Origin of the sequence: Comamonas sp. MYb396 (assembly GCF_037479555.1) — a bacterium.
Lineage (GTDB): Bacteria > Pseudomonadota > Gammaproteobacteria > Burkholderiales > Burkholderiaceae_C > Comamonas.
In genome coordinates this window covers 268950-290445 of record NZ_JBBGYU010000008.1, presented here as the reverse complement: position 1 = coordinate 290445, position 21496 = coordinate 268950, and the positions used below count along the sequence as shown (strand labels likewise).

At 55.6% G+C, this 21496-nt stretch carries 23 protein-coding genes, 1 pseudogene and 1 other annotated feature; of the genes and pseudogenes, 19 read left to right on the top strand and 5 right to left on the bottom strand.

The features are described from left to right. Positions 1–5 precede the first annotated feature (5 nt). Positions 6–623: a TetR/AcrR family transcriptional regulator gene (locus WH265_RS18935; protein WP_339559305.1), complete on the bottom strand. Its 618-nt coding sequence runs from the start codon at positions 621–623 to the stop codon at positions 6–8. Between the two features lie 89 nt (positions 624–712). On the opposite strand from WH265_RS18935, the gene WH265_RS18930 reads away from it, so the two are divergent. After that, on the top strand, positions 713–2248 hold the full coding sequence (locus WH265_RS18930; RefSeq protein WP_339559304.1) for an efflux transporter outer membrane subunit: 1536 nt from the start codon (positions 713–715) through the stop codon (positions 2246–2248). Positions 2249–2325: 77 nt separating this feature from the next. Beyond that, positions 2326–2649 carry a DUF4148 domain-containing protein gene (locus WH265_RS18925; RefSeq protein ID WP_339559303.1) on the top strand — a complete coding sequence of 108 codons (324 nt, stop codon included), beginning with the start codon at positions 2326–2328 and terminating at the stop codon, positions 2647–2649. A gap of 169 nt (positions 2650–2818) precedes the next feature. Here WH265_RS18925 and WH265_RS18920 read toward each other — a convergent pair whose 3' ends face one another. Continuing rightward, positions 2819–4003 (bottom strand): thiolase family protein, encoded by a 1185-nt coding sequence (locus tag WH265_RS18920; RefSeq protein ID WP_339559302.1) that lies wholly within the window; start codon positions 4001–4003, stop codon positions 2819–2821. Then, complete coding sequence (locus WH265_RS18915) at positions 3990–4550, bottom strand: PaaI family thioesterase (RefSeq protein ID WP_339559301.1); 561 nt, start codon at positions 4548–4550, stop codon at positions 3990–3992. The genes WH265_RS18920 and WH265_RS18915 overlap by 14 nt, the downstream gene beginning before the upstream one ends. A 58-nt stretch (positions 4551–4608) precedes the next feature. Here WH265_RS18915 and WH265_RS18910 point away from each other — a divergent pair, with 58 nt between their 5' ends. From WH265_RS18910 to WH265_RS18875, 8 genes are all read left to right on the top strand, one after another. After that, positions 4609–5061 (top strand): MarR family winged helix-turn-helix transcriptional regulator, encoded by a 453-nt coding sequence (locus tag WH265_RS18910; RefSeq protein WP_339559300.1) that lies wholly within the window; start codon positions 4609–4611, stop codon positions 5059–5061. Then, a complete protein-coding gene (locus WH265_RS18905) occupies positions 5016–5213 on the top strand; it encodes a helix-turn-helix domain-containing protein (protein WP_339559299.1) in 198 nt (65 codons plus the stop codon). The genes WH265_RS18910 and WH265_RS18905 overlap by 46 nt, the downstream gene beginning before the upstream one ends. Positions 5214–5314: 101 nt before the next feature. Next, positions 5315–6253 (top strand): alpha/beta hydrolase, encoded by a 939-nt coding sequence (locus tag WH265_RS18900; RefSeq protein WP_339559298.1) that lies wholly within the window; start codon positions 5315–5317, stop codon positions 6251–6253. A gap of 265 nt (positions 6254–6518) precedes the next feature. Continuing rightward, entirely contained in the window at positions 6519–6842 is a 324-nt protein-coding gene (locus WH265_RS18895) for a hypothetical protein (RefSeq protein ID WP_339559297.1), read from the top strand. 18 nt (positions 6843–6860) lie between these two features. Further along, entirely contained in the window at positions 6861–7853 is a 993-nt protein-coding gene (locus WH265_RS18890; protein WP_339559296.1) for a DUF932 domain-containing protein, read from the top strand. 321 nt (positions 7854–8174) lie between these two features. After that, positions 8175–9128: a YqaJ viral recombinase family nuclease gene (locus tag WH265_RS18885; protein WP_339559319.1), complete on the top strand. Its 954-nt coding sequence runs from the start codon at positions 8175–8177 to the stop codon at positions 9126–9128. 135 nt (positions 9129–9263) lie between these two features. Next, positions 9264–10370 (top strand): recombination directionality factor, encoded by a 1107-nt coding sequence (locus WH265_RS18880; protein WP_339559295.1) that lies wholly within the window; start codon positions 9264–9266, stop codon positions 10368–10370. Beyond that, entirely contained in the window at positions 10348–10794 is a 447-nt protein-coding gene (locus tag WH265_RS18875; RefSeq protein ID WP_339559294.1) for a hypothetical protein, read from the top strand. Before WH265_RS18880 ends, WH265_RS18875 begins: the two co-directional genes overlap by 23 nt. A 264-nt stretch (positions 10795–11058) precedes the next feature. Here the strand turns inward: WH265_RS18875 and WH265_RS18870 are convergent, their stop codons facing one another. Beyond that, positions 11059–11358 carry a helix-turn-helix domain-containing protein gene (locus WH265_RS18870; RefSeq protein WP_445228555.1) on the bottom strand — a complete coding sequence of 100 codons (300 nt, stop codon included), beginning with the start codon at positions 11356–11358 and terminating at the stop codon, positions 11059–11061. Between the two features lie 234 nt (positions 11359–11592). Between WH265_RS18870 and WH265_RS18865 the strand changes: the two genes are divergently transcribed. Continuing rightward, entirely contained in the window at positions 11593–12159 is a 567-nt protein-coding gene (locus WH265_RS18865; RefSeq protein ID WP_339559293.1) for a DUF4339 domain-containing protein, read from the top strand. A 34-nt stretch (positions 12160–12193) separates the two neighbouring features. Next, positions 12194–13021, top strand: coding sequence for a hypothetical protein (locus WH265_RS18860; protein ID WP_339559292.1), 828 nt, complete (start codon positions 12194–12196; stop codon positions 13019–13021). Between the two features lie 1064 nt (positions 13022–14085). On the opposite strand, the gene WH265_RS18855 is transcribed toward WH265_RS18860, so the two are convergent. Then, positions 14086–14709, bottom strand: coding sequence for a tyrosine-type recombinase/integrase (locus tag WH265_RS18855; RefSeq protein WP_312834689.1), 624 nt, complete (start codon positions 14707–14709; stop codon positions 14086–14088). Between the two features lie 157 nt (positions 14710–14866). Here WH265_RS18855 and WH265_RS18850 point away from each other — a divergent pair, with 157 nt between their 5' ends. The 7 genes and pseudogenes from WH265_RS18850 to WH265_RS18820 all read left to right on the top strand — a co-directional run. Then, positions 14867–15376 carry a GNAT family N-acetyltransferase gene (locus WH265_RS18850; RefSeq protein WP_339559291.1) on the top strand — a complete coding sequence of 170 codons (510 nt, stop codon included), beginning with the start codon at positions 14867–14869 and terminating at the stop codon, positions 15374–15376. Between the two features lie 101 nt (positions 15377–15477). Next, a complete protein-coding gene (locus WH265_RS18845; protein WP_339557300.1) occupies positions 15478–15828 on the top strand; it encodes a hypothetical protein in 351 nt (116 codons plus the stop codon). 1084 nt (positions 15829–16912) lie between these two features. Further along, a complete protein-coding gene (locus WH265_RS18840; protein ID WP_339559290.1) occupies positions 16913–18667 on the top strand; it encodes a hypothetical protein in 1755 nt (584 codons plus the stop codon). A 121-nt stretch (positions 18668–18788) separates the two neighbouring features. Next, on the top strand, positions 18789–19862 hold the full coding sequence (locus tag WH265_RS18835; protein ID WP_339559289.1) for an AraC family transcriptional regulator: 1074 nt from the start codon (positions 18789–18791) through the stop codon (positions 19860–19862). 37 nt (positions 19863–19899) lie between these two features. Next, positions 19900–20133, top strand: a complete 234-nt coding sequence (locus tag WH265_RS18830; RefSeq protein WP_339559288.1) for a hypothetical protein — start codon at positions 19900–19902, stop codon at positions 20131–20133. A 285-nt stretch (positions 20134–20418) separates the two neighbouring features. Beyond that, on the top strand, positions 20419–20874 hold the full coding sequence (locus WH265_RS18825; protein ID WP_339559287.1) for a hypothetical protein: 456 nt from the start codon (positions 20419–20421) through the stop codon (positions 20872–20874). A 327-nt stretch (positions 20875–21201) separates the two neighbouring features. Next, positions 21202–21496, top strand: a pseudogene (locus WH265_RS18820) (transposase); the annotation flags it as partial. Next, positions 21387–21496 (top strand) — a sequence feature (AL1L pseudoknot). (Overlaps the previous pseudogene by 110 nt.)

The following is a 21496-nucleotide window of genomic DNA, read 5'->3' as shown; positions in this document are numbered from 1 at the left end:
AGGTTTTATGGAGACAGACTTCGTAAGACCAATCCAGCCAACTGCGCAGGCGCATCTTCTGCATGGTCCAGGCTGTGCTGCAGCAGCAGCGGATTCAAATAGGGGCGCATGACCAGAAAGATGGCAAGCCCTGTTTCATCCAAAGGCGTCTTGCGCTCAAAGTCGCCTTTCTGACGCCCCGCCTCCAGGATTTCCAGCAGCAGCTGGTGCAAGCGTTGCTCATAGGCCTGGGCCGCCTGCCAGCGCTCTGTCGATGCAGAAATGGCGATCTCATACAACTTGCGATCCTCTGAAAAAAGGCGCAGCGTCGCTGTAACGATGGCTTTGAGTAAACGCCGCAATTGCTCTGGAGGCGCATCGGTGCTAGCAACAGCTTGGCGAATTTCGTCCTCCATCTCCTTGAGGCAGTTTGCGCAGATCATTTCGCCGATGACCTGTTTCGATTCAAAAAACTTGTAGATGTATGCCTTGGAAAAACCAATGGCTTTCGCCAAGTCCGAAACGGTCGTTTTCTCATAGCCGTAGCGACTGAAATGCTCCTTGGCTGCAATCACTATCTGCTGCCTTACATCGTGTTCGGCCGGCCCACGGGCAGAGGTGGGGTAGACGTTGGTGGTACTCATGCACTCAAGCTTAACCGCAAGAAATAAACCGCACAACAAGTGACTGATATGTAATATAGTCACTACTTCATCAACCCCATTTGTGGAACATGCTGCGCAATACCGCTTTCATTTTTGCCCTGAGCAGCCTCGCTGCTGGTTGTGCGGTAGGCCCGGACTACCAGCGTCCCATCACTGAGCTACCCCGCGCTTACAGGGGCAGCGGCGTTCTGGGTGATGCAGTTTCGGTTGATCCATCCGCCGCAACCGAGCTGGGGACTTGGTGGACTGCCTTTAGTGATCCTGACTTAGGGCGTTATGTGACGGCAGCGTTGCGGCAGAACCTGGACCTTGCCCAAGCCTGTGCCCGCGTGCTTCAGGCCCGCTCGGGACTGGATGCCGCTGAGGCGGCGTTGCTGCCCTCGGGCAACATTGCTGCGCAAACCGCCAGAAGTTATCAGTCAACGCAGACACCACTGGGCCAGGTCCTGAATTCGCTGCCTGGGTACAACCGCTTGGGTAGTGCGCACGAGGCCAACCTCGAAGCCAGTTGGGAGGTTGACCTTTTCGGAGGTTTGCGACGCGCAAAAGAGGCGTCATCGGCCGAATATGCTGCCTCAGAAGCTACGGCGACGGCCGTGCGGCTTGCGATAGCGGCCCAAACGGCAGACACCTACCTTCAGATCCGTGGCTTGCAGACGCGATTGGAGGTGGCGCGCAAACAGGTGAAGACACAGCAGCAACTGCGCTCCACTATCGGGTTGCGTTTCGAAAAGGGTCTTGCGTCTGAGCTTCAGTTACACCAAGCAGAAGGTGCGCTGTCTCAAACCCTGGCCACGATACCACCGCTGGAAACGGCATTGGAGACATTGCTGAACGCCATGGATGTGATGCTGGCTGCGGTACCTGGCACGCACCAAACCGAACTTGCCGTCCATCGACCCATCCCCGAGCTTTCGGCTTTTTGGCTGACCGATACGCCTGCCGATCTGCTGAGGCGTCGTCCCGACATCATTGCCGCAGAGCGGCGTTTGGCAGCCTCCAGCGCCCGCATCGGCGTGGCATTTGCTGAATATTACCCAAAACTCTCTATCAGCGGCTTGGTCGGCAGCGCAACCTCACTGTCCTCGGGCAATCTCTTTACGGGCGGGGCATCGCAGGCAGGCGCTATGGCGGGGTTGCGCTGGAGGCTTTTTGATTTCGGACGCATCAATGCGCAGATCAGCCAAGCACAGGCCCAAGAGGCGGAAGCGCTTGCTGCTTACCGGCAGTCGATTCTGCGCGCCACAGAGGACGTGGAAAACGCGCTGGTTGCCATGGACAAGCGGCGCGAGCTCATGGCCGTGTTGGATGCCGGCGCAGCATCGCTTTTGAGGGCCCGGCAGGCCTCAGGCGCCGCCTACGAACAAGGCGTAGTGAGTCTGATTGAGGTGCTTCAGGCAGATGAAAGCCTTTTACGTGTACTGGATGCACAGGCCCAAAACCGAACTGACGCTGCGCGCTCAGCAGTGGCTGTTTTCAAGGCACTTGGGGGCGGTTGGACGCTTGACTCAGCGAATTCAAGCCCAGTTGCCGTCATGGATAACCCACCCCAACCGACCAAGCAAGTGGTCTATACAGACGCGCCTTCTGATCCTAAGCGCTGAATCTATGGATTTATCTACCCGCAGCGCTGCTTTCAGCCGTTCTCCACAGATGAACCCATCTACCAACTGGAAAAAATATGCCTAAAACGCCTTCTCCACGCATTCATCACGCAAGCTCAAACACGCTGAGCATGGCGCTCGCCTCGATCGCGCTTTCCACTAGTTTCATGGCTTACTCCCACGAGACTGATACGCCAACAGCCTCACAACCCCCCTCACTGTCTCGAGCCGAGGTGATCGCGGACCTTGCTTTGTGGCGTCGTGCTGGCGTTGATCGCTATGCCAAGTTGCTGTCGTACGGACCAGAAACTGAAGAATATCGTTCCGTTTACCAGGAGTATTTACGCCTCCGCAACAGCGAAGAATTTCAGAAAGAGGTCCAGAAGTACTTGAATAAGTAGCATCGATCTAATTGCAAAAGCACTGCTGAGCCATGTAGAAAAGGTCAGTATTTCCGATAAGTTCGAACGGCGTGCCTGCGCACGCCATCTGTTCGTTGATAAAGCGGTGCGACGATGCTTCGCAAGGAGAAGAAAGATCCGCTTTCAGCACGAATATTCATCTTTTCCGTCAAAGCGTTTCGAGTGCCAGCGCAATGCCCTGACCGCCACCGATGCACAAAGTCACGATGCCCCGCCGCAAGCCGTCGCGTCGCATCGAATGCAACAATCGCGTGGTTAGCACCGCGCCCGTTGCGCCGATGGCATGACCATGAGCGATGGCGCCACCCTCAACATTTACAATGTCTTCCGGCAAGTTCAACTCACGCAAGCAGGCTAAGGTTATCGCGGCAAATGCCTCGTTGATCTCGATGCGCTCAATGTCTGTGTGCGTCCAGCCTGCGCGCTCCAGGGTGAGATTGACCGCCGGTATCGGCCCCAGGCCGAACAAACCCGGCTTGACTGCTGCGACGCCATGGGCGACCAGCCGCGCCCACGGCTGCAAGCCTTGGGACTCGGCGTACGCTCGCTCGGCCACGATTAGCGCTGCCGCGCCGCTGTTAAGGCCCGGTGCATTGCCTGCAGTGATCGTGCCGTCTTTGCGAAAAGCCGGCTTGAGCTTGGCCAACGACTCCACGGTTGTGTCGGGGCGATTGGCTTCGTCGCGGTCGAATCGGACAGGGCCCTTGCGGCTGGCAAGTTCCACACCGACAATCTCTGCATCGAACTTCCCAGCGGCTTGTGCCTCGCTGAAGCGCTGCTGAGAGCGTGCTGCCCAACGGTCCTGATCTTCTCTTGTGATGCCGAACTGGCTGACCAGGTCTTCGGTATGCCAGCCAGAATGCTGGCCGCTGAAGGCGTCGTTGAGGCCGTCGTGCAGCATGCTGTCGATCATCACCGCATCTCCCATCCGATTGCCCCAACGCCCGCCAGGCACGAGATAGGGGGCCTGATCCATGTTTTCCATGCCGCCCGCGATCACCGCCCTGGCATAGCCCGCCAAAACTTCAAGCGCACCCGTCGCGATGGCCTGCGCCCCTGAACCGCAAACGCGGTTGACGGTCAGGGCCGGCACTTTGACAGGTAGGCCCCCGCCGATAGCGGCCTGCCTTGCAGGGTTCATCTTCACGCCGGCCTGAATAACGTTGCCCAGTACGACAGTGTCAACCTTATCGGCGGCCAAGCCCGAGCGGAGTAGCGTCTCACGCACGACCGCTGCACCGAGTGCGGGTGCGGGGGTGTCCTTGAGCGCGCCGCCGTAGGTACCGATGGGCGTGCGCACCGGGGCGCACAGGACGATTTCAGGTTTGCTCATGGGAACTCCCTTCGCTGTAGTTGGGGATGTCGAAAATCAGGCAAGTCGTCGTTGCATGGGCATATAGCTTGCCGTCGGGTCCCACTATGCGACCCTCCGCGGTGGCGACCTGCCGCCCAGTGTGGATCACCTTGCCCTCGGCACGTACCAGTGGCACGCGGTCGTTGAGCGGGCGCACCATGTTCACCTTCAGTTCGAGAGTGGTGAATCCTTTGCCCGCAGACAGCGTGGCATGAATCGCGCAGCCGACTGCGGAGTCGAGCAACGTCGCGAACCAGCCACCATGTACCGTACCGAGCGGGTTGTAGTGGCGGCGCTGTGGTCGCCCCTGAAATACCGCCAGACCCGGAGCCATATGGATCGGGACGAAGTCGAGGGTATCGCCGATGGGCGGCTGAGGAAGCGTGCCTGCAAAGATGGCCTCGAAAACCTCCATCCCGGACCTGCTGGCCACCTGGTCGACCGATGCGACGCCAGGGGCGCCGAGCCGCGCTCTGACTGCTTCTTCCTCTGTGCGCCAACGCGCGGTGATCTCTTCGGCCTTCATTTGTCACTCCTCTTACTTTAAAATTGTACCTGCAATAGTTGTAGGTACAATATATAACATGAATAACGCCATCAAGCCACAAGGCTGCACCAACCTGAAACTGCGCCAGCTCGACCGTGTGGTGACAAGGCACTACGACCAGTATGTCGGCAGGACGGGACTGAAAAACACGCAGTACGCGTTGTTGTCACATGTGGTCAGGCTCGGGCCCATCCGGCCCGGTGATCTGGCGCGTCACATGCAAATGGATGCCTCGACGCTAACCCGCAATTTGCAGCCTTTAGCAGCGCAAGGCTTGCTCACCACGCGTGCCGGGCCCGATGCGCGTAGTCGCCTAGTTCAGGCCACAGAGGCTGGTGTGGCCAAACGCGCCGAGGGGCAGCGCGCCTGGAAACTGGCTCAGACGGCGTTGAATGATCGCCTTGGCGAGGTGTGTGTTGCTGAACTGCATCTGCTTTTGGATGCTTGTATTGCCCGGCTGGCCGAGGACGCGGAAGAGGATGCGGGCTGACCAATCATTGGCTCGCGGCTATTCCTTATCACGCCCGGCGCTGCGGCTTCGCCGATGCTTCGCACTTCGTCCGTGCGTTTCACCAGGCCACCGGCATGACACCTGGTCACTGGCGTCAGAACCGCGGCGCGGATGGCACTCTGGCTCCATGACGCTGTCAGTCCCAAGCCAGCAGCGCGCGCTGGCTTGCCTATGCTGACGGGTGAGGCGCGCACACGGATGCGCGTCCTAACACAGCAATGGATACCGACTCATGGACAGAAGAAACTTTGCAACCCAGCTTGCGGCCGCTGTTAGCGGCGTCGCTCTTTCCGGCTGCGCCACAAGCGCTGCAACGGGTCCTGCCGGCAGACCTACATTCGTCTTCGTGCACGGCGCATGGCATGGCGGCTGGTGCTGGTCGGAAGTGGTGAGACTTCTCGCCGAGCAGGGCTACAGTAGCGTGGCACTGGACCTGCCTGGACACGGCGCCACGGCCCGCTTCCCGGTGTCGTACACCCATAAACCGCAGAATGCCGCAGCATTGGTAACGGAAGTGTCGCCCCTCGCCGCAATCTCCCGGAACGACTACCGCGACCATACGCTCAAAGCGATACGTGGCTTGGTGGCGGCGGGCAGCGGGCCAGTCATCCTAGTGGGCCACAGCCTAGGCGGCGCGACGGTCAGCGCAGTGGCCGAGGCGGATCCCTCGGTGCTGCGCCGCATGGTCTTCCTGACGGCTGGCGTGCCAGTGGCCTTTCCCTCTGCCCTGGAGTTGATGCAGCAACCCGAAAACGCAGCGTCCGAAATCTCATCGCTGTTGGTGGGCGACCCTGCCGCGGTGGCTGCGCTGCGCCTCAACCCGGACTCCGCCGACGCTGCCTACGTGGCGAAAGTCAAGAGTTGCTTCTATCACGACGTCAGCGATGCCGCGTTTACTGCGATCGCCAACCTGCTGACGCCCGACGAGCCGATAAGCGGATTCGCCTCGCCCGTGAATGTCACCGCGGCGCGCTGGGGTGCCGTGCCGCGGGCCTTCATCCGCTGCACACCCGACCGCGCCATCACCGTCGGCGCGCAGGACAGGTGGATCGCGCAAGCGGATGCGCTTATGCCAACCAATCGATTCCTACAGAGATCGCTGCCGACCAGTCACTCACCGTTTTTCTCGGCGCCGGCTGACTTGGTGTCTGCTTTGGTTTCGCTCACGTAGCGAGCCCACGGTGTTGATTTCCACACAGAAGTGATCCACTGGGGATGCGGTTAGAAACTCAGACTGCGACTCAAGGGAGAGTGCATGCAATTGGCCAATGCCCAAGATTTCGACGATCTGAATCTAGAAATTCTCAGTCATATATCCTTTTCAAGATGCAAGAACAGATCTCCTTGATCTGACCCCTACATCCATCCTCATTTCTTCTGCCCTTCTGCGCCCTTGACTTCATGTCAGGGGCGCTTTTTTTATGCCTGGAGCATCCATGACGATCCAATGTCCCCAATGTCATTCCTCATCTATCAAAACCAAATCCACCGCTAAGAAAGTTGGCCAGAACGTAGGTGCCATCGCAGGCACTGCGGCAGGGTTCGCTAACGCGATTCAAGGCGCATCCCTCGGCGCCCGCGTAGGGCTTGTTGCCGGCCCTGCCGGCAGTGTTTTTGGCACCGCTGTAGGCGGCATCGTCGGCATCGTTGCAGGTGCCGCCATCGGCCGAGAGATCGGCGGAAGCGTTGGCGAGAAGGTTGATGAGATCTATCTCGCGAACCACCAGTGCCTCGACTGCAACCACTCATTTCGCGCTTAAACCAAGGAGTCAGTGACCATGTCCCACCTCATTGAAACCATGGCCTATTCCGGTCAAACCCCTTGGCACCAACTGGGGCACGCGCTCCCGCAAAAGCAGCCTCTCGAAGTCTGGGCGCAAGCTGCTGGCATGCAGTGGCAGATCCTTGAGACTCCCGTCCGCTATATGGCTGCTGATGGCATGGATGCAGCGTCTTCCTTGTATGCCGAGCCCATGGAGTTCCCTGAGCAGAAGGTTCTCTACCGCAGCGATACCAAGGCACCTTTGTCCGTAGTCAGCAACCGTTACCAGGTCGTTCAGCCCCGAGATGTGCTGGAGTTCTACCGAGACCTCACTGACGTCGCTGGGTATGAGCTCGAAACAGCAGGCGTACTCAAGGCCGGTCGCAAGTTCTGGGCACTGGCCAGGACTGGCAAGTCGGTCGCTCTCAAAGGCGATGACCAGGTCAACGGCTATCTGCTTTTGGCAACTTCCTGCGATGGTACTTTGGCAACGGTCGCCATGCCCACTACGGTGCGTGTGGTCTGCAACAACACCTTGGCCATGGCACTGCAAGGCGGTGTGAATGCCGTGAAGGTGCCGCACTCCACCAGCTTCGATGCCCAGGCCGTTAAACGCCAGTTGGGTATTGCGGTGGGCCAGTGGGACAGCTTCATCTACCAGATGCGCACCCTGGCAGAGCGCAAGGTCAAGAGCCATGAGTCCATGAACTTCTTCCTCAAGGTGCTGTGCGATAGCGACAAACCTGCGTCGCTCGTCAAAGGGAAGGGTGGCCTCACCAACGAGCGTGCCCTGCAAAAGGCGCAAATGCTCTATGACGGCCATGGCAGGGGTGCCACCAAGTCAGCAGCCCAAGGTACTGCTTGGGGCCTACTGTGTTCAATCACCGAGTATGTCGATCACGAGCGGCGCGCACGCAGCCAGGATAACCGCCTGGATAGTGCATGGTTTGGCCAGGGCGCTGCGATCAAGCAGCGTGCATTGGAGCATGCGCTGCAACTGGTGGCTTGATGGATGTTTGGAGAGCACCAGTTCGAGGACTGAAGAATTGCTCAGAACCTTACTCTCAGTATCCACATCAGCCTTTTGCCAGTTCTTTTCATCCACCATCAGAAATTTCTTCCCGCTCACCAAGCACGGAAGCCCTCGCCATTGCGGTGAGGGCTTCTGTGCTTTGGCGGGAATGTTTGGAAATGGAGCACTCTTATGCCAATCACTTCTCTTCCAGCTGGGCAGGGCCAGCCGCTTGATCCTGTCAACCCTTCTGAACGCAATCCTGGCGCAGGCCATGGATCAAACCGCCCCGCCTTGCGACTCGTATCGACCCGCAATATGCCTCGGGAGACTTGGCTTGATGTACGGCGCCAGGGCATTGGCAGCTCAGACGCCGCTGCAGCGGTGGGCCTCAACCCCTACCAGTCTCAGCTCGAGTTGTGGATGCACAAGACAGGCAAGGCGGACCTGCTGCCTGCTGTGGACCCTAATGACGAGACATCACCCATGTACTGGGGCACCTTGCTTGAGCCCATTGTTGCTGCCCACTACACCAAGCGCACCGGTAACCGCGTGCGCCGTGTCAATGCCGTGCTCGGCCATCCACGCATTCCTTGGATGCTGGCCAACATCGACCGCGAAGTGGTTGGCGCCTCGGACGTCCAGATCTTGGAATGCAAAACGGCTGGCATCAACGGCGCGAAACTCTGGAGGGATGGCGTGCCGGAATATGTCCAGCTGCAGGTTATGCACCAGCTGGCTGTCACGGGCAAACAAGCTGCCGACGTCGCGGTATTGATCGGCGGGCAGGAGTTGCAGGTCCACCGCATCGAGCGCGATGAGACCATGATCGCGCAGCTCATTGCGCTGGAGGAGCAATTCTGGGGCTGGGTCCAGAAGGGTGAAGAGCCGCCCGCTGATGCCTCTGAAAGCGCAGACACAGCGCTGCGTTGTCTCTACCCGCAAGACAGTGGAGAAACGGTGGACTTGTCGGAGGACATCATGGCTTCGCATGCTTTCAACCAGCTCGTCGAAATCCGGCAATGGATGAGCGACTGGGAGTCGCAAGAGGCACTGCTCAAGCACCAGATCCAGCAGCGCATGGGGACTGCGTCGCGCGCAAGCTTTAGCAGTGGATCGATCAGCTGGAAACGCAGCAAGGAGGGCCAGAGTTTTGACGCTACGCGCTTCCAGCAAGAACATCCCCACCTCGCTGCCAGTTACATGCAGCGCAAGCCAGGCTCGAGGCGCTTTCTGGTGCAGACCGGAGGGGCAGGGGAGAGCGGCGACTAATGAGATGCAGGAGACCTGTGAGCGATCAGACAACGGTTCTCTACCTACTTTTACACACACCTCCAGCGCAAGCAACCACCAATCTACGGCCCCTGCAATCTAGCAGGGGCTGTTCTTTTATGACAGGAGAACACCATGATTCAAGGACTGATGATGACCCCGCCCGTTCTGGGGCGGATTGCCATCGGCAAGATGGTTGAACGCAATGGCAAGCGCTTGCCCGAAAAGGATGATGAATTCACCATCACGACCCAGGTGCAAAATCGCGCTGGCTGGGTGTTGCATCCCATCGATGGGCTACTGCGCGCCCAGCTGGCTCAACGTACTAGTTGCGCTGATCTTTCGGCGGGAGAGGGTGCGGTGCAGCAAGGCTTGCAGGAGCTCGAAGCCCAAAGCAGGCCGTGCCCCAAACCGACATTGCAAAGCAAGCTGGCAAGGCGCGCCAAGGAGCAGGGTGCCACCTCAGCCACTGCACCCACTGCAGCACATCCCGCAACTGGGGCTGGCTCTGGTCCCGGCTCCATCGCTACAGCTGAGCCTGCTAACGCAGCGTTGCCTGCTCCCAAGCTGCGCAGCATTCCGGTGCGGCTCTTGTTCAATGACCCAAGCTTGAATCTGCGTGCGTCGTACACCATGTTTGACCGGGCGACAGCACGGCCCATTTGCGTAGGGGATGGCGAGAGTTGCAAGCGGGCCAAACAGGGCGTGATGGAGTCTCACCCTTGTCCAGGCCCCGACCATTGCGAGCTAGGTATGGACGGCAACTGCAAGCTGTTTGGGCGCTTCCATGTGCGCATTGACCATATTGACTATCCCAGTGATGACTGCAGCACCTTCGTCTTGCGTACCACAAGCGTCAACACCGTCCGAACCTTGATGGCTCGCATGCAGTATCTGCAAGCAGTCTCTGGCAGGCTGCTTGCCTACTTACCCCTAGAGCTGCGCCTCAGAGGTAAGTCCACGACACAGTCCCACCGGACACCGATCTACTACGTGGATCTGTGCGTGCGTGAGAGCATAGGGTTGGAGGCCGCTGTTGCGCAAGCACGGGAAGCGGCAGACCGCGCGCAGCGCGCAGGTCTGGACCAAGCAGCGCTGGATACCGCAGCTCGCAAGGGATATGCGCAAGGCCTCTTTGAGGAAACGGCAGAAGAAGTGGGCGACGTGCTGCAGGAGTTCTATCCACGCGATGAGGGTCGTTTGGCACAAGGAGATGGCGATGGTCATTCAAACGATCGCTGATGCGGACTACGACTCTGCAGCGAGTTTTCAGCTGCAGCACCGCTACATGGCGGGGCTACGGTTTAACGGGTTCTGGGAGTACCAGGTTCAAGCGAGGGCAGGGCAGTGGCGCTGGAAGGCCCTTCACCTGGGGGAGCAACATTCAAACGAAACGCGAAAACTTGATCCGCAAGGGGCATGGTGGTGTGTGCGCCAGTGTTCTGCTCTCGTGGGCCGAAGATCTCTCGCCAGCCCGCAGCTTCTTCAGCCGCGATCACCATGTCCTGACCCCAGTGAGATGCTGCAAGCCCTGCCACCCAGCTGCAAGGCGCGGGAGCCGAGTACCGAGATTCCGGAAAAAGCTCTTGGTACCTATATCGACGACCTGGTCGCAACGATAGAGGAGCAAGGCTGTGCCTTGCTTCGCTTTGAAGCAACTGCATGAGCATCCGAGCCTTCTCGCGTGCGCTGGGTCTGGATGGTGGGCACAGAAACGCGGGTAGGAGACAACAGCTTGTCTGCGTTGCTGGTGGTCGGACCGCATTGGCCCGCGCCATGGGGAAGCGGGTTTGGGGCCAGGGTTCAAGCACAGCTCGATGGTAGCTGGAAGATCTGCAGTGTCGATGGCAAGGTCATGCGAGTGCGGATGACAGACTGCATCACCGTCGAGCATTTAAACAGTGCATCCCTGCTTGACTCCTAAACGGAGTTATTTGTCTCGTGATGAATCTGCTGGAGGCTTTAACAGCGTCCAAGGCTCCACCTGCAGGGCTAGTGCCATCCGTTCAATGTTGGAGAGTGAAATGTTCCAGCGGGACCGTTCGACGGCTGACACATAGGTGCGATCCAAATCGCACTCCATAGCCAGCCTCTCTTGCGACCAGCCTTTGTCGACGCGCTTGAGCCGAATCCAGTAGGCCAGCACGTCGCGCAAGTTGGAAGGATCGGGCAGATGTGTGGGGGGAGTAGGTTTGGCTGACATCCCTCCAAGCATCTGTTTCTGATACATTTGTATCTACGGAGTTTGCATCACATATGGCGTGATTCTTGGCTCTGGCATTGCAATTGTGGGTGTGGCGGTCAACCCATTGGGCTTTCTCTCGTTTACATATGATGAGTTTGCTTCACATATGGTGCGAGCTCTATATCGGCAGGCTAGGAGGGCTGCCGTGTCTTTGTTGGAACTGGCCTGCGTATGCAGCCCAGCTGCAATTCATTTCACATCAATCCCTGAGGAAAAAACATGAGTGCATCTCAAGCAGAACCTATCCAGTGGTTCTATGAAGATAACGGTCAGAAAAAAGGCCCAGTGACAGAAGAGGCTATCGCTCAGCTCATACGCGCATCCACACTCTCGGGTAGCACGCCCGTTTGGAAGCAGGGCTTTGCCGATTGGACCGCCGTACAGAGCACCGATTTGCGGGCGCATCTGGACACGACCAGCCCGCCGCCGCTTTCCGGCGAGCACATCAACAACAAAGTGGTGTGGATCCTGGCCTTTGCGCCCCTTCTTGGGGGATTTCTTGAATGGGGCCTGGCTGAGATTGTCTATAGAGGTGATGACTCCGCAGTGGAGAGTGCCATGAATAACGGAACGCTCTGGTTCGTGACTTTGCTTTTGAACATTGCACTGGCATTTTTTGACGAAAAGCTTCTCACGAAGGCGGGTCACAACACCAGCAAGTTCAAAGGCTGGCTGTGGATTGTTCCGGTCTATCTCTACCAACGCGCAAAAGCAACGAAGCAGAGCATTGCTTATTTCATTGTCTGGATCGTCTGCTTCTTGGTCAACCTCGGTATGTACGCCTGACGGTGATTCATCCATCTTTTCCATAAATCTTCTTATGAAAACAAACAAAATTTCCAATGAGTTTGGGGCGCAAAAGGCACTTCCCCAAATGCCAGCCAAAAGTGCTTTTGTGGCTCTTTTCGCAGGCGTCTTTCTGGTAGGTTGCTCAGGCAAGCCTTCTACTTCAGAAATCGAGAAGGCACTGACCCTTGAGGTCCAGAAAAACTGCGAATACGCCTCGGTCACCAACGTGGAGGTGCTGAACACACAGTACGGAGATCCGCAAAACAAGGAGCGCATTCACGTCAAGTTCACGGGTGATGTCAATGTGAAGATCACCGGGAAGCTTTTGGAGTCGTGGGATAATTTCGATAAAGCCAATGAGATCTTCTGGGCATGGGGAATGGACATTCAGAACTTCAATAAAGAAATTGCTGAAGAACGGTCCAAAATCACTGATGCGTATGATGCGGAAACAGCCGAATACAAAGAGGCTATGTATAACGGTGGAGCCTCGCCAGAACTGCTTGAGCAACAGCGTTTAGCTGAGGCTCGGGCTGACGAAAAACGCGAGAAGATGGGAGAGTGGATTAAAAAGGGTGCCAACGACATCTTCAACAAATACGCAAAGGATGCCGAAGGAATTTTGAGCAGCTATCAGGACAATGGAGTAGGACGTTTTCGACCGCTATTCAAGCCTGGTATTCCAACTGGCTGCTCTAGCATCGATCCAAGAACTCCACTGGGATTGCTCTATCAGGAGGCTACGAAAGATGGAAAGTTGGATGCCTACTTCTCGCGCAAGGGTGCAGTCGTAAGCATGCAAGCTGAGCGAACGATGGTGAAAACCGAGAAGGGTTGGATGTTGCCAGGTCAGATGTAGAGAAGTTCGGCGCGGAGTTGAGCTTTTGCGTGTACATAGGGATAGCACACACCGAGGCGTTTGCCTCGGTGTGTGCTTTTCTTTTTTTTCCGTGTGATGGGCCTTAGACCTATTTGAGTTTCGATGTCAGCGTTAGGCTGGTTGCAGTCCGTCAACTCAACAAGTTCGATGACTGGTGATGCCCAGAGCAGTCATTGCAGCGATTCACGCTCGTAGGTCTGCACTTCAACTAAAGCCGCCACCGCAAACAGACAATGCCCAAGTCCGTTTTCAAGAGCGATGAAGTGGCGCTTTCGACCCGTAGCGGTCATTCGCCAACTTCTTAATTAGTCCGAGCCGCGAAGCGGCTTCGACTTGAATCAGTTGTTGGACCTGGCCTAGTAAACGGCCAAATCTTGATTTGGAAGAATGCCGCATGGCCAGAACCCGGCGAGATAAAGCCTCACTACCTTGACCCAGAAGCCGGGTTGCTCTAGTAGTAGCTCGCGGGCTGCCATGCGTGCGGCGAATTGAGCGCCGGCAAGTGCAGCTTGTCCATAGTCATCCGGGCCTTCGACAAGCACGGGATAGCTTTCGATCGATCGCTGCCCCGCCAATATAGCTTTAGCAAGACACAGCTCAGCAGCCCTGCGCTCAGGTCCGAGACCGGCTGCATCTAGTTGATCTAGCTGTGTATGGCCGTGAATAGGATCTGGCTGGTCACGACTGGTTGGTAGCCAATCCCAGCCAATGGCCAATTGGAGCTGTATAGCGCCCGGCTCACTGCGAAATTGGCCACAAGCCGAGAACAACTGAGCTGATCGCAGTCCGACCTCGAGTTCTGAGAGAGTCATTGCCAAGGTTAACTAGATTTAAAAGACATCCAGTCTGGATGCCTAGTTCGCCAATAATATATGACCTTGCTGTTCGAGATGCAAATTTGCTGTCGCCATTTCTAACAGGCCTAAAAATTTTGATCTCAGTCTTTGGTGCAAAGGGCCGAATGCCTGCATATGGCCGAAAGCACCATGTTAGCTCCACCAGCCAGTCATCGGATCATCCTAGGTGGTGGAATTTCTGCACGTTCAGATCTCCGTCTGTTCAGAGATCTCAAGGGCATCGTCCACTTCAATACCAAGGTATCGGACAGTTGACTCCAGCTTCGAGTGTCCCAGCAGAAGCTGAACAGCTCGTAGGTTTTTCGTACGCCTGTATATCAAGGTCGCCTTTGTGCGTCGAATTGAATGAGTCCCATAGTCCGCTCGGTCCAGCCCCAATTCGTCAACCCAATGACCTAGGATTCGCGCGTACTGCCTCGTCCCGAGATGAGGTGATTCGTGCAATCGGCTGGGGAAGAGGTAGTCATCTTGCCTTAGCTTTGCTTGTTTGATCCAAGCCTGCAACGCATCCCTGGCTGGCTGCGTGATTTCGAACTGCACCGGTCGCTGCGTTTTGTGCTGCATGACGATGGTTCGTGTTGCCATCTGGTCTCCGTGGCATACATCTCTTACTCTCAGCGCGACCAGGTCACATCCGCGCAGCTTGCTGTCCACACCTAGATTAAAAAGGGCTAGTTCTCGGACTCTTCCATCCATCTGAAGCCGAATTCTTAGAGTCCAGATGTCTTTGAGCTTAAATGGTGCTTTCTGCCCGACTATCTTGCCCTTGTTCCATGGTTCGCGTCGAGCGACATGACTGACGGCTTCCATGATGGTCTCCCATCGAGTTGAGGGGCATATAGCATGCGCTTAAGTAGTCTCCACGTTGGGATGATGTAATTGCCCTATTCTGAAGAGCGGGCTGCGGAAGCAATCCGGACATGCGCTATTGGGCAGAAGCGGTTCTTTACCAACAACACTCAATCACATGACGACACTGATAATCCGCCCCGAAGTTCCAGAGGATGTTGCGGCCATTGAGACCGTCACAGCCGCAGCATTTCTCTATGCTCCGCACACTGACCACAACGAAGAGTTCATCCTCGCTGGGTTGCGCGATGCTGGAGTGCTTACCGTCTCATTAGTTGCCGAAATGGATGGATCCATCGTTGGAAATGTCGCGATGTCACCTGTTTCCATATCCGACGGCACAGAGGGATGGTTTGGGGTTGGCCCTGTTTCCGTCATTCCGAAGTTTCAGGGGCACGGGATCGGGTCTCAACTGATGCGCGCGGCGCTACAGAGGCTTTCCGAACAAGGTGCGTCTGGTTGCGTTGTCTTGGGTGACCCGTTGTATTACCAGCGATTCGGTTTTACGAAAGAAGCGAGCCTTGTGCTGCCAGACGTACCCCCTGAATACTTCATGGCATTGTCCTTCACACAACAGCGACCAACCGGTACGGTTGCCTATCATCAGGCATTCAGCTTGACACAGTGACTGACCGCTTCGGGTTGGCAGCAACAGTCATGCGCAGCCAATTGGACCTGCTGGTACGATGCCTCAATTCGGCCATGAGCCGACATTCAAAGGTGAGATAGATGCTGTTGGTTGGAACCGTCAGTGCATTGGTTACAGACCCAGAATATGACGATATGTCGCACGTATCCGTGCGCGATTTCACAAGCGGCTATTGGTTTTCAATTAGCCGCATCAGCGAGTTCGCTGACCCCGAGGTCATGGTAAAGGACCAGCTAAGTCATCGGGGAGGCGTGATAGCGGTAGAGCTTCACTCACAGTCCTTCCGTGCAACGCTCAGCGAAGCTGCGGCTACTGCTCTAGATGGTCATCGGGAGTATGTGGTCGAGTTTCCTGCGAGCCAATACGTGTCGGTTCGAGCAGCGCTTGAAGCAATCTTCCACGGGGCCAATAGCCTTCACATTCTTGGTTAAGGCTCGACGCCCAAGATGTGTTGCCCCTGCTGGCGCGCACACGCCGCTTCCTTCTGAATGTCAGCTTCACAGCGAACGTATTGACTGCAATGGGTCGATAGCGCCTATTCATGCACAGCGATAGCGGACATCTAGCAGTCACTTGGATGGCCCTGATGGCCAGCGTCTGCTGCTAGCGTGAAAGCCGTCACAGCTTCGGCTTGAACATTCGCGCGCGGATGACCGCTATGCGGTGGTGAGCGAACCCGCGCGATGAGACCATGGGTGGCAGCATCCGCTGCAGAGCTGAAGTCGGTGCTCAGGGGCCTGCTTCAGGCTGGTTGCAGTCCATCAACTCAACAAGTTCAACGACTGGTGTTGTCCAGAGCAGTCATTGCAGCGAGTCATCCTTGTAGGTCTGCACTACACCTTAAAGCCGCCGCTGCAGGCTGACAAAGGCCAAGGACCGCTTTCAAGAGCAGTGAAGTGGTGCTTTCGACCCAGAGTAGTCCTCCGGGATTGCCTGAGCGGACGTTTTTTGATGCGGCAATGAGGATTACACATTTGAGTCAATCGGCAGTTGACCTTTTATGTCCTTGCCAAAATTGAAAATGCGGTCATAGGGTCCTATCTTCGTTTGGCAAGTGTACTCCTTGACGTCTCATTTTCGATCTGCCATTGAATCTGAGCCTTGCATTACGCAGAGCAGAAAATGTCTTCCAAGAACCTCTGCTAATCTCGAAGAGCGAGGCTTTGATAGGTTCAGGAAGCTCGGAGTGCGCAACACACGCCATAGAAAGAACCGGGGGGCGTATCGTGCAACTCACTCTCTCGCGTGGGTATAGACCTCGTCTCGAATCCGAAAATTGGTCGAGTAGAGCATATCCAGAACAACGTGTCTGAACACCCAAACTAACGTTGTTCAGACAAAAGCTACGCGTCCCTAGGCCCAGCGGCCTCTGAAAGCAAAAATTTTTTGCAATCTTGAGGCAATTTGATATTTCATGTGAGACTTTTTGAACGCCCGAAATTCAAGATGTAGCTGAGAATTAGGGGGCAACAGCATTCTTCCAAACATCTCGATAGCAATTCAAAAAGGACTTACATGTCTACTCCATTTAGAGCTGAACGGCCGCATGCAGTGCGCTGCATTAAGACTATTGCCCTAGCAATTTTATGTGCACATTCAGTGGCGAATGCCCAGGTCTTCGAGGTGGCAATCGATGCAAAATCGAATATATTCTACGGTGGCACCGATCGCACGCCACCAACTAACCAGTGTACTAATGTAAATGGTCTGGGCGATGGCTTATATCCACCGCACATTGCTCTCAATCCTGGGCTGCGCTCACTTCAGATCTCTTCATACAATTCAGCGAACCTCTCCTATGCCAATGGATACCCCAGAGCGCCGACGCCCGATGGGATTTATCACGGAGCGAGTTCGGCAACAACGTCCACCAATCCCTCGGGCACGATGCCTGGTCTGCGATTTGCCAATCGCATGGGCATGCTCGCTGCCGTGTTCACGGATGACACGATAGTCAATAGCAGCAGCAATGTGTCGTTAAGTACTTTTGATAGCAGCTCAATGAATGCTGCGGTCATGGATTTTGGTTTGCGTGACACCTTTTACCTGGGCGATGGTACGGTCGTGGATTGGCCGACCCAGGGCGGGCTTCCCGATGGGACGCAGCAGCGGCAAACCATTACCACCCCCGACGGGGCTACCAAGCTCTACCTGGGATTGACCGATGCCTATGGTATTAACGGCCCCAATCGCTGCTTTATGGACAATACCGGCCAAATCGTTGCAACCTTGAAAATGACCATCAGCGATGACTCTGGCGCAGTGGTTCAAGGCGTCGGAGGGGTCGCTATTGCCGATGTCAAAGCCAACGACTACGTCACGGCGCAAAGTGACCTGATAAGCGTCAAGCCAGTCGCCCCACCTCTGAACAGCACGGAAGGTGCTGAATGGCCATCGGGGATTGTTCTGAATGCCAACGGATCGGTTTCCGTGTCGCCCTCCGTCCCTGCCGGTGAATACAAAGCCTGGTACGAGTTGTGTGATGCTTCCACGACGCCCCAAAGTTGCATGCAGGCTTTGGTCACCATCAACGTGGGGGCGGCCCCACTGCTGGTCATTGATGCCAATCCTGACTCTGGTGCTGTAACGCAAAGCCTGGGTGGAACAGCCATCACGGACATCCGTAAAAATGATGCCTTGAACGGAAATATGGCTACCGCTGCAGCAACGACAGTCACGCCACAAGGCGTATGGCCAAGCGGTATTTCTTTGAACACCGCCACCGGATCGGTGGGTGTAGCGGCAGGCACTCCTGTGGGCACCTACAGCATGCAGTACCGCCTGTGTGAAGCGGCGCGCCCCAGCAATTGTGATGTATCGACCGTCACGGTGGTGGTGACTGCAGATGCGGTATTGCCCATCAAGGCGCTTGACGACGACGCCACGGCGGTGACCGTGGGATTTAGCGGCACCGTCATTGAATCGGTATTGACCAACGACACGCTGAACAGCAGCCCTGCAAATCTGTCCAATTCCACGGTGCAGGCTGAAGGCGCCTGGCCCATCGGGATATCGCTGGATCCAGCCACGGGCTCCGTTCTGGTGGCGAGCAATGCCACGGTCGGTAACTATCAGTTACCATACCGTCTCTGTGAAATAGCGAATCCGTCCAACTGTGATACGGCGTACGTTCATCTGTTGATCAACGCCGCCATTGTTCCGGTCGCTGCACCGACTCCAGTTCCGTCCAATACGGCGTGGTCATTAATGCTTCTCGCATTGGGACTGGCGTTGATGGCCCTGAGGGCCGGAGCTGGCAAGCCACACTGATTCAATAATGGCAGTCCAGGCAGGGGTTGTATTGCAGCTCCTGCCTGGTGGGTCAATTTGTGGGCCATGCCACACGTTCCAATATTAATTGGGTGTAACGTCTTATATATTGGCGAAGATTATGTCTGCCATTGATGATGGATCCTCAGATTTTTCTCGGGCTGACCACGGTCTCGAAGTGGTCGGTGCACACTTTTCTTCTGAAAACTGGAATCTACAAGAGCGCACTGATGCGGTTCAGCAGCTCATGGCGCCACTTTACAAGGTGGACCCTATCAACAGGGATGTGCCACTCACTGCCAACATGGATATTTCGATGTTGCAGGGAATGATTTTCAGCAAGACTGAATTCTTTAACCACCAATGCTTTCGTGATCCAAGCCGAGCCAGGATTGCCAATTTTGACAGCCTATTGGTGCAGCTTTTCGACCATGGATCCATTTTTGGTGATATCGAGGGGGAGCCTTTTGAGGTTGAGCAAGGTGGCGTGGTTGTTTTTGATCTCTCCAAGCCCTATCAATTTCGGGCAGCGACATCAAAGATAAACAGGTGTCTTAATATCGTGGTGCCTCGATTCATGGTTGATGCGTTGGGGCAGGGAGTCTCTCACGGCAAAGTACTCTCGCCCGCTAACCCTATCACCAAGCTCGTTGCCTCACATATCCGGACGCTGAACACCGTACTGCGAGAACTCGACCCCGCCGAGTTTTTTGCAGCACAGCAGATGACAATAGATGTTCTCAATAGCGGACTGAGCTTGCATGCAGGGGTCAACAAAGCCAAAGAGACATCCTTGAAGGATACGATTTGCTCTTATGTCTACATGAACTGCCATGACGACTTAAGCATCGATAGTCTGGCTGAACGATTCAAGGTGTCCAGAGCGACGCTGTTTCGCATTTTTAGTGAAGATGGTGGTGTATCTTCCTATGTCAAGAATATCCGTCTCGAACGCTGTCTTCGCGATTTAATAAAGTCTGATGCCAGTTCTTCTGTCGAAGAACTGGCCGTGAAATGGGGATTTTCCAGTAATCAGCAGTTCTTGAGATTATTTAAAAACAGATTTAACTGTACGCCATCGCAAGCCAGAGCTGGATTGGACTCGAAAAACTATTTCGAGAGCGGGGTTGAGCTTTATTCGCATATGGCGCAAAGTGGCAATCCTCGAAAAATTGAATGCGGAACGTGGCTTTGATTATCACTATGATATTAAACAAAAACAATGTGTCACCATGAGAAAGTTCAAAAGCCAAAAAAATACATTGACTGCAAGTGTGCGGTCTGACAACTGCAAGTTTCTGATGAATTTTAGTTCCAGAACAAGGAATGCGCTCGCAGGGGAGGGTATTCAGAATCAGGAAGCAATCGATGAATGGATCGAGAGTGGAAAAATATTTGCGATGCCAAAACTGGGGCTGTGTGGTTTGAGGGAAGTCATTATTTGGAGCTGGAGAAACAGAGCCTGATATATGTTTTTGGCTTGTGGATTGCCTGTATTGCTCACAGTCCGTCAAAGTGGATTGAATGCCTGAAAAACGATGTCAAGCGACTGGCCCAGTGGGATGGACATGGATCGGGATGAGAGGCAAGGCATCTTTGCCGCCCATCCGTAGCGATTAACCAGCAATGCAATGCAATAGTTTGCCTGAGCTTACGTTCAGTCGAAGGCAAGGACTGGTGCAGGGTGCCACTACCCATGCAGGTCACTGGCCACCATCCATTGTGCAAAACCCGCCATGTGGCTGAGAACCATGTCAACGAATTCATTTGCCCCCGATACACCCCTGCAGGATGTTTTGCCTTTGAACCTTTGGAGACTGCTTGCCAGGCACGACATCAGGACGGTTGCACAAGTGGAGCAGCTCTACCCCAAAAAGCTTTGGGAGATGCATTATGTTGGACCTGTCAGGTTTAGGGAGATTGAGAAATATCTGTTTTCGGGAAAGAAGTACGAACCATTGGACCTTTCAAACCCTGATGTCATGCTTGCCGACGGAGCGTCGTTGGAGGGTATTTTGCCTGCACGGGTTTTCCGGGTGCTCAAAAGGCATCGCATAGAAACCGTCATGCAATTGAAAGCTGCCTATCCATTGCGGCTGTCGGAAATATCCGGGATTGGCTCCAAAGCGCGGCATGACGTTGAAGAGATGCTTGGGGATTGGGCAACAGCCAACTCCCGACTCAAAAAACCAGATGCAAGGAGGTAATTGCTGCGATCATCACTCTACAAAAATTGGAGAGTCAGCAAGAATCTCAACATGTGTGTGAGGCTGCCTACTGCTCAGGGCGTACCGACGTCCGCTATCGGACGATGCACCTGATGACAGCTTCTGGCCGATCTGCGACTGTCGCCAAACAACTCATTTCCAGCGCCTGTGAAGCTCAGCCAGCCATTTGTTTTTGTCACTGAAAACATGACTTTCAAGCAATTCGGAATCTAGCCCCGGTCATTGAACGCGGTACAGGCTGCTAAAGCCGCCTCCCTGCACTGATGTGCTGTCTGCGCCACTAGACATCGGTAGACTCTGCCCCCAGCCGTGGAATCGATTGCACCCAAGATCGGCTGCGTGCCGCAAACGCTGCTGGACTGGATCAAACGCGCTGAAGTCGACGCCGGGATGCGCGAAGGCGTCACGACCAGCGAGGTGCAACGAGTCAAGGATCTGGAACGAGAGGTCAAGGAGTTGCGCCGGGCCAACGAGATCCTGAAGCTGGCCAGTGCTTTTTCGCCCAGGCGGAGCCGGGCCGCCGGCTCAAGTCCTGAGGGAATTCGTCGACAAGCATCGCGCCACCTTTGGGGTCGAGGCGATCTGCAAGGTATTGCAGCTG

Excerpts from the sequence above, each read along its gene's own strand:
- WH265_RS18890 (WP_339559296.1), top strand. The coding sequence starts at position 6,861 with ATGTCCCACCTCATTGAAACCATGGCCTATTCCGGTCAAACCCCTTGG.
- WH265_RS18850 (WP_339559291.1), top strand. The coding sequence starts at position 14,867 with ATGACGACACTGATAATCCGCCCCGAAGTTCCAGAGGATGTTGCGGCC.
- WH265_RS18870 (WP_445228555.1), bottom strand. The coding sequence starts at position 11,358 with ATGTATCAGAAACAGATGCTTGGAGGGATGTCAGCCAAACCTACTCCC.
- WH265_RS18855 (WP_312834689.1), bottom strand. The coding sequence starts at position 14,709 with ATGGAAGCCGTCAGTCATGTCGCTCGACGCGAACCATGGAACAAGGGC.
- WH265_RS18915 (WP_339559301.1), bottom strand. The coding sequence starts at position 4,550 with ATGAAGGCCGAAGAGATCACCGCGCGTTGGCGCACAGAGGAAGAAGCA.
- WH265_RS18835 (WP_339559289.1), top strand. The coding sequence starts at position 18,789 with ATGTCTGCCATTGATGATGGATCCTCAGATTTTTCTCGGGCTGACCAC.
- WH265_RS18900 (WP_339559298.1), top strand. The coding sequence starts at position 5,315 with ATGGACAGAAGAAACTTTGCAACCCAGCTTGCGGCCGCTGTTAGCGGC.
- WH265_RS18830 (WP_339559288.1), top strand. The coding sequence starts at position 19,900 with ATGAGAAAGTTCAAAAGCCAAAAAAATACATTGACTGCAAGTGTGCGG.
- WH265_RS18910 (WP_339559300.1), top strand. The coding sequence starts at position 4,609 with ATGAATAACGCCATCAAGCCACAAGGCTGCACCAACCTGAAACTGCGC.
- WH265_RS18875 (WP_339559294.1), top strand. The coding sequence starts at position 10,348 with ATGGTCATTCAAACGATCGCTGATGCGGACTACGACTCTGCAGCGAGT.
- WH265_RS18930 (WP_339559304.1), top strand. The coding sequence starts at position 713 with ATGCTGCGCAATACCGCTTTCATTTTTGCCCTGAGCAGCCTCGCTGCT.
- WH265_RS18825 (WP_339559287.1), top strand. The coding sequence starts at position 20,419 with ATGTCAACGAATTCATTTGCCCCCGATACACCCCTGCAGGATGTTTTG.
- WH265_RS18920 (WP_339559302.1), bottom strand. The coding sequence starts at position 4,003 with ATGAGCAAACCTGAAATCGTCCTGTGCGCCCCGGTGCGCACGCCCATC.
- WH265_RS18935 (WP_339559305.1), bottom strand. The coding sequence starts at position 623 with ATGAGTACCACCAACGTCTACCCCACCTCTGCCCGTGGGCCGGCCGAA.
- WH265_RS18845 (WP_339557300.1), top strand. The coding sequence starts at position 15,478 with ATGCTGTTGGTTGGAACCGTCAGTGCATTGGTTACAGACCCAGAATAT.
- WH265_RS18885 (WP_339559319.1), top strand. The coding sequence starts at position 8,175 with ATGCCTCGGGAGACTTGGCTTGATGTACGGCGCCAGGGCATTGGCAGC.
- WH265_RS18895 (WP_339559297.1), top strand. The coding sequence starts at position 6,519 with ATGACGATCCAATGTCCCCAATGTCATTCCTCATCTATCAAAACCAAA.
- WH265_RS18840 (WP_339559290.1), top strand. The coding sequence starts at position 16,913 with ATGTCTACTCCATTTAGAGCTGAACGGCCGCATGCAGTGCGCTGCATT.
- WH265_RS18880 (WP_339559295.1), top strand. The coding sequence starts at position 9,264 with ATGATTCAAGGACTGATGATGACCCCGCCCGTTCTGGGGCGGATTGCC.
- WH265_RS18860 (WP_339559292.1), top strand. The coding sequence starts at position 12,194 with ATGAAAACAAACAAAATTTCCAATGAGTTTGGGGCGCAAAAGGCACTT.
- WH265_RS18925 (WP_339559303.1), top strand. The coding sequence starts at position 2,326 with ATGCCTAAAACGCCTTCTCCACGCATTCATCACGCAAGCTCAAACACG.
- WH265_RS18865 (WP_339559293.1), top strand. The coding sequence starts at position 11,593 with ATGAGTGCATCTCAAGCAGAACCTATCCAGTGGTTCTATGAAGATAAC.